General features: G+C 38.0%; 13 protein-coding genes and 5 pseudogenes. 11 read left to right on the top strand and 7 right to left on the bottom strand.

The features are described from left to right. Positions 1-150: 150 nt before the first annotated feature. On the bottom strand, positions 151-612 hold the full coding sequence (locus ACWYN3_RS29260; protein ID WP_456217465.1) for a TlpA family protein disulfide reductase: 462 nt from the start codon (positions 610-612) through the stop codon (positions 151-153). 101 nt (positions 613-713) lie between these two features. Between ACWYN3_RS29260 and ACWYN3_RS29255 the strand changes: the two genes are divergently transcribed. The 3 genes from ACWYN3_RS29255 to ACWYN3_RS29245 are packed head-to-tail and all read left to right on the top strand — an operon-like array spanning position 714 to position 2,796. Then, positions 714-947, top strand: coding sequence for a hypothetical protein (locus ACWYN3_RS29255; RefSeq protein WP_456217464.1), 234 nt, complete (start codon positions 714-716; stop codon positions 945-947). Then, a complete protein-coding gene (locus ACWYN3_RS29250; RefSeq protein WP_456223191.1) occupies positions 944-2,248 on the top strand; it encodes a hypothetical protein in 1,305 nt (434 codons plus the stop codon). Before ACWYN3_RS29255 ends, ACWYN3_RS29250 begins: the two co-directional genes overlap by 4 nt. Then, positions 2,215-2,796, top strand: a complete 582-nt coding sequence (locus ACWYN3_RS29245) for a prolyl oligopeptidase family serine peptidase (protein ID WP_456217463.1) — start codon at positions 2,215-2,217, stop codon at positions 2,794-2,796. Before ACWYN3_RS29250 ends, ACWYN3_RS29245 begins: the two co-directional genes overlap by 34 nt. Positions 2,797-3,181: 385 nt before the next feature. On the opposite strand, the pseudogene htpG reads toward ACWYN3_RS29245, so the two are convergent. Beyond that, a pseudogene (gene htpG, locus ACWYN3_RS29240) lies at positions 3,182-5,073 on the bottom strand (molecular chaperone HtpG). Positions 5,074-5,251: 178 nt separating this feature from the next. Between htpG and ACWYN3_RS29235 the strand changes: the two are divergent. The 3 genes from ACWYN3_RS29235 (at position 5,252) to def (ending at position 9,404) form a co-directional block, all read left to right on the top strand. After that, a complete protein-coding gene (locus tag ACWYN3_RS29235; RefSeq protein ID WP_456217462.1) occupies positions 5,252-7,423 on the top strand; it encodes a DUF2157 domain-containing protein in 2,172 nt (723 codons plus the stop codon). A gap of 50 nt (positions 7,424-7,473) precedes the next feature. Beyond that, a complete protein-coding gene (locus tag ACWYN3_RS29230; RefSeq protein ID WP_456217461.1) occupies positions 7,474-8,703 on the top strand; it encodes a M16 family metallopeptidase in 1,230 nt (409 codons plus the stop codon). Between the two features lie 137 nt (positions 8,704-8,840). Further along, positions 8,841-9,404: a peptide deformylase gene (gene def, locus ACWYN3_RS29225; protein ID WP_456217460.1), complete on the top strand. Its 564-nt coding sequence runs from the start codon at positions 8,841-8,843 to the stop codon at positions 9,402-9,404. Here def and ACWYN3_RS29220 read toward each other — a convergent pair. The 4 genes and pseudogenes from ACWYN3_RS29220 to ACWYN3_RS29205 form a co-directional block, all read right to left on the bottom strand. Continuing rightward, a complete protein-coding gene (locus tag ACWYN3_RS29220) occupies positions 9,401-9,604 on the bottom strand; it encodes a hypothetical protein (protein ID WP_456217459.1) in 204 nt (67 codons plus the stop codon). The two genes, def and ACWYN3_RS29220, sit on opposite strands and share 4 nt — an antisense overlap. Before the next feature lie 104 nt (positions 9,605-9,708). Then, complete coding sequence (locus tag ACWYN3_RS29215) at positions 9,709-10,041, bottom strand: hypothetical protein (RefSeq protein WP_456217458.1); 333 nt, start codon at positions 10,039-10,041, stop codon at positions 9,709-9,711. A gap of 53 nt (positions 10,042-10,094) precedes the next feature. Beyond that, a pseudogene (locus tag ACWYN3_RS29210) lies at positions 10,095-10,395 on the bottom strand (NifU family protein). Next, positions 10,373-11,456: pseudogene (locus tag ACWYN3_RS29205) on the bottom strand (Mrp/NBP35 family ATP-binding protein). Before ACWYN3_RS29205 ends, ACWYN3_RS29210 begins: the two co-directional pseudogenes overlap by 23 nt. A 347-nt stretch (positions 11,457-11,803) precedes the next feature. On the opposite strand from ACWYN3_RS29205, the gene ACWYN3_RS29200 reads away from it, so the two are divergent. The 5 genes and pseudogenes from ACWYN3_RS29200 to ACWYN3_RS29180 all read left to right on the top strand — a co-directional run bounded on the left by ACWYN3_RS29200 (position 11,804) and on the right by ACWYN3_RS29180 (position 15,009). Then, positions 11,804-12,037, top strand: coding sequence for a hypothetical protein (locus ACWYN3_RS29200; protein ID WP_456217457.1), 234 nt, complete (start codon positions 11,804-11,806; stop codon positions 12,035-12,037). Between the two features lie 53 nt (positions 12,038-12,090). Next, positions 12,091-12,243 (top strand): hypothetical protein, encoded by a 153-nt coding sequence (locus ACWYN3_RS29195; RefSeq protein WP_456217456.1) that lies wholly within the window; start codon positions 12,091-12,093, stop codon positions 12,241-12,243. A 17-nt stretch (positions 12,244-12,260) separates the two neighbouring features. Next, positions 12,261-13,719, top strand: a pseudogene (locus ACWYN3_RS29190) (biosynthetic peptidoglycan transglycosylase). A 15-nt stretch (positions 13,720-13,734) separates the two neighbouring features. After that, positions 13,735-14,187: a phosphoribosyltransferase gene (locus ACWYN3_RS29185; RefSeq protein ID WP_456217455.1), complete on the top strand. Its 453-nt coding sequence runs from the start codon at positions 13,735-13,737 to the stop codon at positions 14,185-14,187. 161 nt (positions 14,188-14,348) lie between these two features. Continuing rightward, positions 14,349-15,009, top strand: a pseudogene (locus ACWYN3_RS29180) (phosphatidylserine decarboxylase family protein). A 378-nt stretch (positions 15,010-15,387) separates the two neighbouring features. Here ACWYN3_RS29180 and rplS read toward each other — a convergent pair. Then, positions 15,388-15,735 carry a 50S ribosomal protein L19 gene (gene rplS, locus ACWYN3_RS29175; protein WP_041883657.1) on the bottom strand — a complete coding sequence of 116 codons (348 nt, stop codon included), beginning with the start codon at positions 15,733-15,735 and terminating at the stop codon, positions 15,388-15,390. Positions 15,736-15,866: the final 131 nt, after the last annotated feature.

Genomic DNA, 15,866 nt, shown 5'->3' with positions numbered 1-15,866 from the left:
ACGGGCTTATAAATTGATAATTATTAATTTGTTGTTTTTAGCTTATTTATAAATTCAATAAATTTTGGGTCTCCATAATTTGCAGCACCGGATTCATTAAAGGAAATTCTTCCTTTTTTATCAAAGACTACCGTAGTTGGTAATGAGCCTTTAAAAAGCACTTCTGGAATATCGCTGGCAACCGCATATACCGGTTAGTCCATATCCCTTTTTATCCATGAATTTTTGCGCTTTTGGTAATTGACTATCAGCATCTACCAAAATAAAGACTACATCTTTATCATCTTTAAATTTCTCGTGCAATGCATTCACGCTTGGCATTTCTGCCAGACAAGGAGGGCACCAGGTGGCCCAGAAGTTAAGAAAAACGACTTTGCCTCTCAGTTCTCCCAGATCAATCTCTTTCCCGTTTACGTCCTTAAACTTAATTCCTGAAAGATTTCCTTCGGCGTTAACCTGTTTTTCTACCGCAGTAGTATCTGGCCTGAAAAAGCCCATTTTCATTAATCCTTCCATCACAAGTGCTTTTGCCGGAGGAACAAACAGCAATACCAGGAACAGCACAATCAGAATCCCGTTAATAATATTACTTCGGTTAAGAATTTTACTCATAATGATATATAGTTTATAAAATTAATCCCTATTTTGGCATTAGCCGTGGCTAAGGTAAAAGCAAATATCAGCCCTGGCCCAGCACAAACAAAGATACAAAAATGGAAACTTATAAATGGCCTGCGGCAAAAGCACCAGTAGCGGATATCAAGCCTAAACAGCGAGTTCTGCATGGCGACACAGTAACTGACAATTATTACTGGATGATCGATTACTTTACAAAAGGGCCTGACAGCACAGAAACAATCGATTATCTTAACGCAGAGAACACCTATCTCGAGACCATGATGAGTGGTACAAAAAAACGTTACAAGCCAATTTATTTAAAGAGCTGAAAGGCCGTATTAAAGAAAAAGACGAATCTGTTCCCGTATTCAAAAACGGATATTTTTATTATTCCAGAACTGAAGAAGGTAAACAGTACTCCAAATTCTGCCGCAAGAAAGGGACATTAGAAGCCAGCGAAGAAATCCTCCTTGATATTGATGAACTGGCAAAAGACCTTCCGTATTATTCTGCTACCGGATATACTGTAAGTCCCGACAACAAATTGCTGGCTTACGGAGTAGATAAAGTTTCCAGAAGGCAATATACAATCCATATCAAGAACCTGGAGACCGGAGAGTTATTAAAAGATAATATTCCAAATACAGAGGGAGATGCTGTATGGGCAGCAGATAACAAAACTATCTTTTATACCTCAAAAAATCCAAAGACCTTATTAAGCGAGAAAATTAAGAAACATAAACTTGGTTCCAGTGCAACTAAAGATACCGTAGTTTACCATGAAAAAGACAAATCCAATTACATTGGCGTAGGTAAATCAAAATCCGGTAAATATATCTTTATCTATTCTTCCGCCACTTTATCTGCCGAAGAATGGTTAATCCCTTCAGATCAGCCTGATGCTGAATTCAAAGTATTTCAGCCAAGAATAAAAGATGTGATATACAACGTCACTGCCCTGGCTGATAAATTTCTGATACTGACCAACTGGGAAGCTAAAAACTTCCGTTTAATGGAATGCCCCCTCGACAAAACCGGCATAGAAAACTGGAAAGAAGTAATTCCACACCGTACAGACGTCCTACTTGAGGATGTAGAAGGCTTTAAAGATTTCATTGTGATCTCTGAGCGTAAAAACGGCCTTACTCAATTACAGATCCGGAACCTAAGCGGACCTGAACACTATATTGATTTTGGGGAACCTACCTATAACGCTTCAGTAGGCAATAACCCAGAATATAACAGTACAACACTCCGTTATATGTACACCTCGATGACCACTCCGGTCTCCATTTATGACTACGGGATGCATACCAAAGAAAAGCAGCTCAAGAAGCAGCAGGAGGTTGTAGGTGGATACAATAAGGAAGAATATACCACAGAGCGTCTCTATGCCACGGCAAAAGACGGGACTCAGGTTCCAATCTCACTTGTTTATAAAAATGGGCTCAAAAGAGATGGCAATGCGCCACTGCTTCTTTACGCTTATGGTTCTTATGGCCACAGCATGGATGCTTCTTTCTCTACCAGCAATCTGAGTTTACTAAACAGGGGATTCGTGTACGCCATTGCTCATATATCCGTGGTGGCCAGGAAATGGGACGCCAATGGTATGAAGATGGGAAACTGATGAAAAAGCTCAATACATTCACTGATTTCATTGATTGTGGTAAATTCCTGATTGAACAAAAATTCACAAGCTCAACGCATCTCTATGCTCAGGGAGGCAGTGCGGGAGGCCTGCTAATGGGAGCAATCATTAACCTGGAGCCAAACCTTTGGAATGGCATAATAGCCCAGGTGCCATTTGTAGATGTCATCAACACAATGCTCGACGAAAGCATTCCTCTGACCACAAATGAGTTTGACGAATGGGGGAACCCAAAGAATGCCGATGCTTACCATTACATGAAGAGTTATTCCCCTTACGAAAACATTGAGGCAAAGAATTACCCTAACATGCTTGTCACCACTGGCCTTCATGATAGTCAGGTTCAATACTTCGAACCTGCTAAGTGGGTGGCTAAGCTACGTGCTACAAAAACCGATAAGAACATTCTTCTGCTTAAAACAGACATGGACTTTGGTCACGGCGGTGCATCCGGAAGATTTGATTATCTAAAAGACATTGCCCTGAACTATGCGTTCCTTCTAAGTCTCGAGAACATTAAAAAATAAAGAACTCAATCAAAAGGCTTTTACTTTCTAAAAAAGAGCAAAAAAAAAAATCCCTGTTTTCCATAAATCCTTCAAAAAAGGGATATGAAAAACAGGGATTTTAAACAACTATCCATAAGAGGCTGCCCCGGGTGTCTCCTTAAGCGCTATCTCATGTTTCTTCCTGGACACCAACCAACAAAAGCACAACGCCATCTTCATTAACATCATATCCCGTCAACCATTCTGCAATTAATCATAACCGGGGAAACGGTCAGATACAGAAAAAAACCGAATCTGCTAATGTGATGGCATAGCATTTCGTTGCCCCGAAGGGCATAAGAAAATGCAGCCAGAACATAGCAGTTCCGGTTTTTCACGAAGTCGGGATAAAAACCCGGTTATATTAATTCAACACTTCTCTGTTGACGAATGCCGTTAATTCAGCACCAGTCAGCATCCCTTGGGAAAGCAAAGCCAAATCAACCGCCTGTTTAGCCAGCGCATTTTGTTCTTCACCACTCTCAGTCTGTAAAATCTTACCTACCAATTTATGGTTCCCGTTAATTGCAACCTTATAGCTATCTGGCATATTACCATAGAAACTCATTCCACCACCCATTTGAGCCATGTCCTTCATTCTTCTCATAAACTCGTCCATAGTTACTGTTACAGGGAATTCTTCCGGATGTAAGCCAACAATTTCAACCTGGAAGCCCGGTTTCACAATTGCTTTCTCAAAAACATCTTTCACTTTCGCAGATTGTTCGTCAGTCAATACAGACTCAACAACCTCATCTTTTTCGATCAGTTTGCTCGCAACACTAGAGTCAACACGTTTCAATAACGTTTTCTCCAGCTTTTGCTCTAAAGAAGTCACAAAGTGATTATCAATTGCCGAGTTCATCAGCAATACATCATAATCCTTTTTGTTTGCAGACTGGATGAAACCATCCTGTTTAGCAGGATCATTCGTATAGATATATACCACCTGACCATTTTTATCAGTTTGGATATCTTTTACCTTTGCATGATATTCATCAAGCGTATAATTTTCGTTTTTAGTGTTAGTTACTAAAGCGAAATCCTTTGCTTTATCATAGAACTTCTCTTCGCTCACCATTCCGTATTTTACGAAAAGGCCGATATCACTCCACTTTTCTTCATAAGCCTTACGGTCTTTATTGAAGAGTTCACCTAATTTATCAGCTACTTTTTTAGTGATGTAGCTGTTAATTTTTTTCACATTGCTGTCTGCCTGAAGGAAACTTCTCGAAACATTCAATGGAATATCAGGAGAATCGATTACACCATGCAATAACATTAAGAATTCAGGCACGATATCTTTTACTTCATCAGTAATAAATACCTGGCGGCTGAATAACTTGATTTTGTTGCGTTGCATATCAAAATCATTCTTCTTCACTTTGGGAAGTATAAAAACACCCGTTAAATTGAATGGATAGTCTACATTCAGGTGGATCCAGAATAAAGGATCTTCACCAAATGGATATAATTGTTTGTAGAAGTCCAGATAATCCTGGTCTGACAAATCTGCAGGTGCTTTAGTCCAGATCGGATCAGTTGTATTGATGATATTATCAGTTTCAACAGATACTGTTTTTGGCTTTCCCTCTTCATCCTCACCATCAGGAATTTCCTGAGTTTTTGTACCAAATTTAATCGGTACAGGTAAGAATTTACCATATTTATCTAAGATCTCTTCTAATTTATGCTGACTAAGGAATTCAGCAGATTCTTCATTGATATGAAGAATAATTTCTGTTCCTCTTGTGGTACGTGAACCTTCATTAATTTCATAAGAAGTACTTCCGTCACAAACCCAGCGTGCAGGTTCTGCACCTTCCTGGTAAGATAAAGTCTGTATTTCAACCAGATCAGCGACCATGAATGCAGAATAGAGAACCCTAAACCAAATTTACCAATGATCTCATTTGCATCTTTAGCATCTTTGAATTTTTCTACAAATTCACTTGCACCTGAAAAAGCAACCTGATTGATATATTTTTTAATCTCTTCAGCAGTCATCCCCAAGCCGTTATCACTGATTGTGATCGTCTTTTTCTCCACATCAAGCGCAACTTCTACTAAAGGATTACCCAACTCACCGTTGTATTGTCCTAACGCAGCTAAACGTTTGATTTTTTGTACCGCATCAACCGCATTTGAAACCAGCTCACGCAGGAATATCTCATTGTCTGAGTACAGGAATTTCTTAATAATAGGAAAAATGTTTTCGGTATGTATGGAAATACTCCCTTTTTCTTCTATGCTCATATGTTAACTCATTTTTAAGTACATAACGGCTTTATCAAGGGATGTTCCAATTTGATTCCGGTTGTCAAATTGACAGTATATTAAACTAAAAAAAAATCAGCGGAGAAATTTTAAACCGGCTCTTAAACAATTAAATTTTCGTAAGCTTACATTAGAAATTAAAATTCATCTGCTTACAATGGATACTGACCTCTATAAAAAACTGCATGACGAGGGGCTCATCAATAGTGATACGCTCAAAAAGATAGCAGAAAAACATGAAAACCCACTATTCTCTTTGCATTGGGAACTCAAAACCCTGCTTTATCTAGGGGTTACACTTTTGAGTACAGGCCTGGGAATCCTCATTTATAAAAACATCGATACGATTGGTCATCAGTTCATTTTACTTTTCATCGCAGGGGTCTGTGCCGGTTGTTTTGTTTATTGTATAAAAAAAAGAAATCCATTTAGCAGGGAGAAAGTTAAATCTCCAAATTCATTTTATGATTATATCCTGTTATTGGGCTGCCTGAGCTTGCTGACCTTTTTAGGCTATCTTCAGTTTCAATATCACGTTTTTGGTGATAATTATGGCCTGGCAACCTTCCTTCCAATGCTTATCCTATTTTATGTCGCTTACGAATTTGACCATATAGGGGTATTAAGTATGGCGATTACAAATCTGGCTATTTGGTTAGGTGCCTCGATCACCCCGTACACGATACTTTCAAATGGGCTGTACAGCAGCACACCCTTGATTATCCCTTATCTTTTTTTAGGGCTGATTTTATTGGCAGCGGCTTACCTTTCCGAGCATTACAATTTCAAAAAACACTTTAAATTCACTTATCAGAATTTCGGACTGAATATTTCTTTTCTCGCTCTTTTCACTGGTTATTTCAGCTTCTACAACAACCCTTTAAGCTTTTTATGGTTAATTGCAGTACTGATTGTGGGTTTCATTTTATATAGAGATGCATTAAAAAACAAGTCCTTCTATTTCCTTTTACTGGTTATTCTCTACGTTTATACAGCAATCAGCACACTGGTCGTAAGAATTCTATTTAACATGGATTCAGAGCTTGCTTTCGTTACTGGATTACTTTATTTTATTGGATCAGCAATCGGTTTAATTATAGCCCTGATTCATCTGAATAAAAAAAAAAAAAGAAATATGATCATCTATAATAAAACATGGCTGAAGAACCTGATTATACAGGATCAAATGAATGTGTCTTTAGCAGCTGGTGACCTGACTAAAGAAGAATTTAAAAATATAGAAAAAAAAAATCCCGTTGGATTTTATTCCCCGAATATATTCGTGAGAACAGGATTATTTATTCTAACCTGCGTTATAGCACTGTTTGGTGGTTGTTTGCTAAGCTATATGTTCTGGGATTCCGGGATGGTTGACAGCAGTGGCTGGATTTTATTTTTAGGATTAATAAGCTACGTAGCTCTTGAGCTTGTGGTTAAAAATAAACATCATTTCAGATCTGGTACTGATGATGCACTGATCTGGATTTCAGGCGGCCTATTCTGCGTTGCATTCGTCTGGACCACGGCAAGATATAATTGGCATTTTGGCAACTACAATGATCTTCTGCCTACCATACCTATTGTCAGCTTTGCACTTTTACTGAGCCTGTACCTTACTATAAGATTCGCAGATAGCCTGATGGCATTATTTTGCTTTTTATCAATGTTGGTCCTTGCTGTGGTATTAGTCATTTTCTATCTTTCTTTTGGTGTAGCAATTACTCCATTTTTAGTTATGCTGCTTTCAGCTGCGGTCTATTATTTTTCTTATATTAAGCATAACAGTCCGAAATTTATTCATTACCAGCATTGTTTCCTTGTTCTGCAGGCAGGTAGTTTACTCACCTTATATCTTGCAGGCAACTATTATGTAGTCCAGCACCTGGGAAACGAATTGTATGGTTATACAACTATTGGCCCCTATAAAGTCCCTTATCCCGTTTTTTTCTGGCCATGGACGATTCTTGTACCATTCATATATGTTGGTCTTGGTCTCTATAAAAAAGATGTAATCCAATTGCGTACAGGATTAATTTTAATTGCTATCGCTGCGGTTACTTTTAAAAACTATTACCATGTGCTGCCTATTGAAAGCACACTTGTTTTGATAGGCCTGATTACTCTTGGAGGCTCATACTGGGTTATCAGGCATCTTAAAACACCTAAATATGGCTTTACATCCGAAGAACTACAGCAGGATACGGTCCCTGGCGGAATTAATGTTGAATCCCTGATCATTGCAACCACTCAGCTGGATGCCCCACAGGGAACAGAAAACAAGTTCGGCGGTGGCGATTTCGGCGGTGGGGGTTCTTCATCATCTTTTTAAGAAAGAATATTACAATTGGTTAGCAATGTTCTTCTGTATCTTTGCATAGAATGGAATATAATGTACACACACTGCCAAACGGCATTCGTCTTCTTCACGTGCCCTCAGCATCAGCGATCTCTCACGCTTGTATTATAGTGAACAGCGGTTCGCGCGATGAGACCGAAAGCCAGAACGGACTTGCCCATTTTATTGAGCATTTAATCTTTAAACGTACAGAAAAAAGAAATACCAATCAGATTCTGAACAGGTTAGAAAGTGTTGGGGCAGATTTAAATGCTTACACAACTAAAGAATATACCTGTATTCATGCGTCCTTTCTTCATCCTTATTTAGACAGGACTCTGGAACTTTTCAATGATATTGTATTTCATTCGACCTTTCCTGAAGAGGAAATGGAAAAAGAAAAAGGGGTCATCCTTGACGAAATTGCTTCCTATCTGGATCAGCCTGAAGAGGCTATTTATGATGATTTTGAAGATCTCGTATTTGCGGATCACTCTTTAGGAAGAAATATCCTGGGAACTACAGAAAGCGTTAATAAGCTCTCCAGACAAGACATTAAAGATTTTATAGCAGACAATTATAATACAGACAAAATCGTTGTTGCAGTATTGGGGAATTACAGCCTGCCTAAGGCAGTTAAAATCTTCACCAAATATTATGAAGCAATTCCTGAAAACACACATCAGGACAACAGAAAAGCACCTGCCAAATCATCCGTAATTACACGTATCGATCAAAAGCCGATTATGCAGGCACATACGATGATTGGTTCGACCGCATATTCTCTGCATCACCCATTTAAAACTGGCCTGTTATTGCTGAATAACCTGTTATGCGGTACCGGAATGAGCTCTATTCTGAATTTACAAATCAGAGAAAAGCACGGTATTGCCTATAGTATAGAGTCAGGATACAGCCCTTTAAGCGATACTGGTATTTTCACTTTATACTTTGGTACTGATAAAGAAAAAGTAAACAAGGCAACTTCTCTTATTTACAAAGAATTTAAAAAAATCAGGGAAAACCCTTTGACTGAAGTACAGCTTCAAAAGGCAAAAAATAAATTCATCGGACAAATTGCTCTTGGAGAAGAAAACAGGATTGGTTTAATTGTTTCCATGGCAAAAAGCCTGATTGATTATAATAAAATAGATAGCCTGGAAACAGTATTTGAGAAAATAGAAGCTGTCAAAACACAGGATATGGCGCAGATTGCAGATGAAATTCTGGATGAAAAAAATCTTAGTGTCTTAACCTTTTACCCACTTGGTTAAAGGCGCGGTTAAAAGATAAATTTTAAACAGGCTCTAATATTCGTACTTTTGTAAAATATATTGCACACCTCAAATGAGCGATAGCAATAATATCATACAAATTGTATGCATTAAACAGGTCAAAAAATATTATACAGATGAAATTACCAATTATAGCTTATGGAGATCCTGTTTTAAGGAAAGTTTGCCAAAGCATTGATGAAAACTATCCGGATTTACAAAAACTGATCAGTAATATGTTTGACACCATGTACGCAGCAAGTGGTGTTGGTCTGGCTGCACCTCAAATCGGGCTGCCAATCAGGTTATTCATCGTAGATACAGGTGCAGATGAGGACGGAAAAGAGGGTTTCAAAAGAGTATTTATTAATGCTGTTATTTTGGAAGAAACAGGTGAGCCATGGGCTTTTACCGAAGGATGTCTGAGTATTCCAGAAATCAGAGAAGACGTATTACGTAAACCAAATATCAAGGTTCAGTACTATGATGAGAATTGGAAAATGCATGAAGAATCGTTATCAGGTATGCCTGCTCGCGTTGTACAGCATGAATATGACCACATAGAAGGCAAGCTCTTTACGGATACGCTAAGCTTATTACGTAAGAGAATGCTAAAATCTAAGCTGGATTCAATTTCAAGAGGAGATATTCACGCAGATTACAGGATGAAGTTTCCACAACAGCGCAATAAGAAGCGCTAGTTGTTATTTTGTCTGCTTTTATCACCACTAAAAATCTGCTGCATCAGCTTACCCCAGGCAAAAGGGTTTAACAATGGATTACTTTGCACCATATTTTTATTCAATGCCCTTTCCTGATCTATACGGAAATTAGTAGAAGATATCTCTCCAGCATCCCTGGGGAGATATTGAATTTTCCCATTAATGGAATGTGAGGACATATTTTTTTTCTGGCGATTTCCATATCGTCATCCGCTATTTTCATCGCCAGGAAATCTTTTGTGAACTCTTCGACTGTAGCCCAGGGATAAACACGAACGGCCGGCTAAATAATCTCTGATTTCATTTTTACCATTGCTGTATACTTTGAATCCTTAACCTCAAATGGAATCAAAACAACTTTATCAGTATATCCGATAGCGTTGTAGATTAAAGTATCACCCGGGTTGGCTACAAATGAAAAATAACCTTTATAATTGGCAGCATAACGCTGATCATGGTTAGTTTTATTGGTTATAGTCACGTAAGGGACAACAAAACCACTGTCCCTGTCTGTTATAATACCAGAAAATTGAATCAATTTCTTCCCTGAAGGCGTTTGTTGTGCAAACAGCCCTGCAGTAAAAAAAATCAAAACGACCGTAATAATGTATTTCATCTTACAAAAATAACTGTAATTCTTACAGTGACTAGTTAAATTTTGTTAAATGGCTAAACTGATTCAGTCAGGTTAATCGCTTCAACCGCAGTAATTTGCGGTACAGCTTTCATAATAGCCTGCTCGATCCCTGCTTTCATGGTCATAAAGCTCATTTTGCAAGATCCGGTTTCCCAATAACTTCAATTTCACGACATTATCCGACGTAATTTCTTCTATCGCAACATCACCTCCATCTGCCTTAAGATAAGGACGGATAGTCTCTAATGCTTGCTCTACTTGTTCTTTTTTAAATCCATGATATATTTTAAAATATAAATTTACTAATTTTTTAGCAATCTGTTCGCAATGCATTATTAATTGCAATCTGTTGTGCAATTTTTCCTGCCATTTGAGAGAATGCAATTGAGGTCTGACTCTGTTTATCCATTGCAATAGGCGTACCACTATCCCCACCTTCAGTAATCCCCTGAACCAGAGGTATTTCCCCTAAGAACGGCACATCAAAAGAGGCTGCCAAAGCCTTTCCGCCATCTTTACCGAAAATATAATACTTATTTTCTGGTAATTCTTCTGGCGTAAAGTAAGCCATATTTTCAATTACTCCTAATACGGGAATATTAATCCCAGGCATTCTGAACATTGCAAGACCTTTTCTTGTATCTCTGCTAAAGCAACCTGCTGTGGGGTTGTCACAATTACAGCACCCGCAATTGGGAAACTCTGGGTAATTGTGATATGAATATCCCCGGTTCCCGGAGGAAGATCTACAATCAGATAATCCAGCTCTCCCCAATCTGCATCATTAAATAATTGTTTGATTGCATTGGAAGCCATCGGTCCACGCCATGGCACAGGCTGGTCAGGATCGGCAAAGAAACCTAATGACAACAGCTTGATACCATATTTTTCAATTGGCAGGATCAGTGTTTTTCCTTCCGGCGTTTCTCTTGCACTTGGTTTTGCTCCAAGAAGGCCAAACATAGTTGGCACCGAAGGTCCGTAAATATCCGCGTCAATTAACCCAACTTTAGCTCCGTCTGCAGCTAAAGTAACAGCAAGATTACTGGCAACTGTCGACTTCCCGACTCCACCTTTACCAGAAGATACTAAAATGATATTTTTAATATCTTTCAACTGGGTGGTATCATTTGGTTTGGTTTGGTTACCCTTGAGGTAATCTTAATATTTATTTCCGCTTCCTTATCTACAAAATGCTTGATCGCGTTTAAGCAGGCATTTTTAAGCATATCCTTCATTGGACACGCAGGAGTGGTGAGTTCTAAGGTGAAACTTATTTTTTTATCTTCGATGCTCAGCTCCTTAATCATGTTCAATGTCACCAGATCTTTTTTAAGATCAGGGTCTTCGACGTTTCTCAAAGCAGCTAAAACTTGTTCGTTGCTAATATTCATTGCCCAAAATTAACAAAAGGACGTTACAATTAATTGATTTTAGGCTTTTTAAGTGTAATTTTAACACGAAATAAACATTTGCATTTAACGTTAAGCAACTAAACATCTATTTTACAGCATGCGTCTTCCAAAAATAAACATCCCTAAAAAATACATCAAAGCAGGTGCGTGGGTCCTAGGGGTATTTCTTGTGTTATTGATCATCCTTGGTTCCATTGCTTATAGCAAAAGAGAAGCTTTACTTAAACAAATGATAGCTAGCTAAGGCTATAAAGAAAGCAGATACTGATTATGGACTAGCAATAAAAATAGGCAGTGCTGGCTTTAACGGGTTAAGTACCGTACACATGAAAAATATTTCTGTAGTACCTAAGGACCGGGATACGCTATCTACAGTTAGTGACCTTACGATTGGAGTGAAGTTACTCCCTTTACTCTTCGGGGACGTTAAACTGGCAGAAGTTGCTTTAAATACAGGAAAAGTAAGTGTGGTTTTAAAGGATAGCCTTACAAACCTGGATTTCATCCTTAAAAGAAAAAAAAGAAAGATAAAAAAGATAATAAAGCAAAAATTGATCTGAGTGAAATTGCGCATGATGTACTTAACCAGGTTCTGAATAAAATCCCTGACGATATGGAGATGAAGGACCTGTTGTTTACACTGAATGATAACGATACTGCAAAACTGAATTTCCTGACTACGACAGCAACAATTGATGGAGGCGACTTAAAATCAACCATTCTGGTGAATGACCGTGTGGCGACCGGCATATTGATGGTAAATTGAAACCGGGGAAAAAGCAAATGGATGTGATTTTCTTTGCTGATGGTCAAAAAGTAGAATTGCCTTACCTGGAAAACAAATTGCATGCAAAACTTAGTTTTGATACGATCAGAACGGAGATGAAAAGTGCAGAATACAGTGGTGATAACTTCAAAATCACCGGTTCGTGGTCTGTGAAAAACCTCTTGATTAACCATACTAAGATCGCTTCTAACGATATTATAGTAAAGAATGCAAAGATTGATGCAGACATGCTGATCGGACCAAATTTCATTGCACTGGACAGTACATCAACTGTGTTTTTAAAAGAAGCTGCTATTCACCCTTATTTAAAATACACACTTTCCCCGAATAAAATATACGAAGTGAAGCTTCATGCCGATGAACAGGATGCTCAGGCTGTTTTAAATGCATTTCCAGAAGGACTCTTTGAATCCCTTGATGGATTGCAGGTTAAAGGAAAGATCAAATATGACCTTAATTTCTACCTGGACAGCAAAACGCCCGATAGCTTAAAATTTACTTCCGCACTCACACCGTATAATTTCAAAATAGTTAAATGGGGCAAATTAAACCTGCAAAAGATCAACGATACTTTTGTATATACGCCGTATGAATACGGAAAGCCTATGCGCGACATCACGATAGGCCCCTCTAATCCCAATTACACTCCTCTTTCCCAGATTTCCAGTAATTTTAAAAATGCATTGTTAACTTCTGAGGACCCTTCTTTTTATACACACAAAGGTTTTGTCGAAGAATCAATCCGCAAATCTTTTGTGATCAATTTCAAAGAGAAAAAATTCGTCAGGGGAGGAAGTACCATTTCAATGCAACTGGTAAAAAATGTGTTCTTAAGCAGGCAGAAAACACTTGCACGTAAAGCAGAAGAGATCCTGATTGTCTGGTTAATTGAAAACAATCGTCTGATTAGCAAACAAAGGATGCTTGAGGTCTATTTCAATATCATTGAAATGGGGAAACATTTATGGAATTGGTGAGGCATCCAGACAGTATTTTGGAAAAAGCCCATCAGAACTGAGTATTGGTGAGGGGATCTTTCTGGCCAATATAGTGCCACGTCCTAAAATTGCAATGTTCAAGTTTCGCGGCGATGGAGGTCTTAAAGATTATATGCTGCCTTATTTCAGGTATATGGGCAGAATAATGGCTAAACGAGGTTTAACACCTGCTGATACTAGTGGTTATGGCTTTTATAATGTAAGATTAAGAGAAGGTTTACGCCGTTATCTGCTGCCTGACTCGGCAAAAGTTGACACCGCTGCCTTTGATACAGATACTGATACACCAGTTAAAATGCAGGATGAATCAAAAAATCTTTTTGACAGGTTATTTGGCCGGTCTAAAAAGGACACAACAACAAGACAATTAACAGTACAGGATACAGTAAAAAAAACAAGAAAAGAATTGCGAAGGGAGAGGCGGGAAAAACGTCGTCTGGAAAAAGAAGCAAATTAATTCGCTATAAAGAAAATGATGAATACGATAGAAGTTGGAGACAGAAAGTTCGGGATCTCGATCACGAACGAACGCATTAATGAGCGTACAAAATTAATTGCAGCACAAATCAATGCAGATTATAAAGATAAACGCCCGATTTTTATTGGGGTATTAAACGGTAGCTTTTTATTCATGGCTGACTTGCTTAAGGAAACAGAAATTCCTTGCGAAGTAGCTTTTATGAAGGTTTCAAGCTATAAAGGTGGTTTAACAAGCACTGGAGAATTGAAAGAGATATTCGGCTTGCCGGAAAACCTTAAGGGCCGCCACCTGGTTTTAGTGGAAGACATCGTTGATACAGGTCTTACACTAAAATATATATTAGAAAAAAAAGTTATTTACAGGAACCTGCTTCTGTTCGCGTTTGCAGCCTTCTTTTTAAACCTGAAGCGATACTTTCACCAATTAAAGAGCTGGAATATGTAGGCTTTGAGATTCCAAATGAATTTGTGGTTGGTTATGGTCTTGATTATGATGAACTGGGTAGAAATCTTAAACATATTTACCGTACAATTTCCTGATCTTGATTCTTTAGCCTGATTCCCGTAAATTTTTCACAATTTTGCACTAAACATATTTATATTTAAATGACAATACATAAAGAAGGTTATACAACCATCGCACTCTCACTCCTTTTTATCTTCGTCCTGAATGCCATCATTGACTATAGATTCGCTGACGTTACCTGGTTAAGATGGGCTGTATATATTGCTTCATTCGCATTATTCGTTATTGTTCTTCAATTTTTCAGAAATCCTTCAAGATCATTTGTTACTGGTGGAAATCTGGTAATCTGCCCGGCCGATGGTAAAGTTGTAGTAATTGAAGAGACACAGGAAAATGAATATTTCAAAGACAAAAGATTACAGGTTTCTATTTTTATGTCCCCTGTAAACGTACATATAAACAGAAATCCAATTGCTGGTGTAGTTAAATTTTTCAAATACCACCCGGGAAAATTATCTTGCCGCATGGAATCCTAAGTCTTCTACAGAAAACGAGCGTACTACAGTTGTTGTAGAGCACGCAAACGGAACACCAGTATTATTCAGACAAATTGCAGGAGCTCTTGCCAGAAGGATCGTATGGTATGTTAAAGAAGGTGATATTGTTGAACAAAGTAAAGAATTCGGATTTATTAAATTCGGATCAAGAGTTGATATATTCCTTCCTGTTGGTACAAAAGTTAATCTGGAAATAAACCAGGTAGTTAAAGGTGGAATTACTGTTCTGGCTGAACTAGCTTAGTTCTTAGCTTTCAACACAAAATAAAAGAGGGTCAATATTGCGTACATGTACGTGATATTGACCCTCTTTTATTTGTATTATTTCATCAAACACTATAAGACGTCTCCGTCTCCTTAATCAACAAAAAGAATGCGTTAGGGAAAAAGGATGTATGATTCTATTTGTGGCATCACACCTCTTTATTTACGCATTCTTTATAACAGGCCCCATATGAATAAATAGACTGATTAGAATCCTTTCTTAAGATTCATAAACATAGCCGTGAAGAAAAAAAGGAAATTACGCCGCCAGGAATTGCCAGAAGAATAAAGTAGGGCAGGTACAAACAAAAAAACCTCCCCGAGGTTATCGGGAAGGCCTATATATTTTGTAAAGAGATTAAACTCTCTTAGACTTGATACGAGCTGCTTTACCAGTCAGTTCACGAAGATAGAACAACTTAGCTCTACGCACTTTACCGTGACTGTTAACTTCAATTTTAGCGATGTTTGGCGAATTGATTGGGAAGATACGCTCTACTCCAACACCATTAGACATTTTACGAACAGTAAACGTCTCATTAGCACCTACGCTGTTACGTTGTAAGACTACACCTTGGTAAATTTGAACACGTTCTTTATTACCTTCGCGAATTTTATAGTGAACACTCACTGTATCTCCTGATTTGAATGCAGGAAACTCGTTCTTTGCGATTACCTGCTCTTCAACAAATTTTACTAAATCCATGATTTTAAGCTATTAAGCCGACTTTTTGTTGTTTAAAATCGGACTGCAATATTAGGAATTTTATTTAATAAAAAAAAGTGATTCTTGTTTTTTTTCAACATTCTTTACGAAATCCACAATAATTCTCTTTT

The organism is Pedobacter sp. NJ-S-72 (assembly GCF_053890575.1).
Note: the sequence above shows the minus strand (reverse complement) of the source record. Positions and strands in the feature narration are given on the sequence as shown.